1 protein-coding gene is annotated in these 448 nt (G+C 74.6%); it reads right to left on the bottom strand.

What is annotated here, in order from left to right; translation table 11 throughout:
* Positions 1-273, bottom strand: a 273-nt coding sequence (locus DW309_RS09415) for a hypothetical protein (protein WP_136045222.1), incomplete at its 3' end; no start/stop codon positions are given.
* Positions 274-448: the final 175 nt, after the last annotated feature.

The following is a 448-nucleotide window of genomic DNA, read 5'->3' as shown; positions in this document are numbered from 1 at the left end:
GCGGGCGGACGTGAGCACGTCGTGCAGGGTCCGCGCGCGGAGGGCCGGCGTCGCGGCGACGGCGAGGACCAGGGAGCGGACGAGCACGATCGCGGCGAGTGGCCGCCCGCCGTCGCTCCCCGTGATCGCGGCGTCGAGGCGGCGCAGGGGACCGACCAGCGCGGGGTCGTCGAGCGCACGGTCGTCGGCGAGGTGAGCGAGCAACCGGTCGATGGTCCAATCCGCGGGGATTGGCCCCAGATCCGGCGCGAGAGTGGTGGTGGAGGTGTCCATTGGTCCAGAATCGGGTCACATGGACACGGACGACAGGGCCAATGCGGCGCCGATGGACCACGGATCGGCCCCGGGTCGCGCGACTCCGCTGGTGCGAGCGGGCGAGGTGTCGACCGAGGGGCTGGCCGCTCGGCTCGGCCGCTGGACCCACGGCGACGGAACGCTGGCGACCCGG

The sequence above is a fragment of the Microbacterium sp. K41 genome (genome assembly GCF_004794395.1).
Lineage (GTDB): Bacteria > Actinomycetota > Actinomycetes > Actinomycetales > Microbacteriaceae > Microbacterium > Microbacterium sufflavum.
The sequence above is the reverse complement of the archived record's forward strand: the minus strand, read 5'-3'. Positions and strand labels throughout refer to the sequence as shown.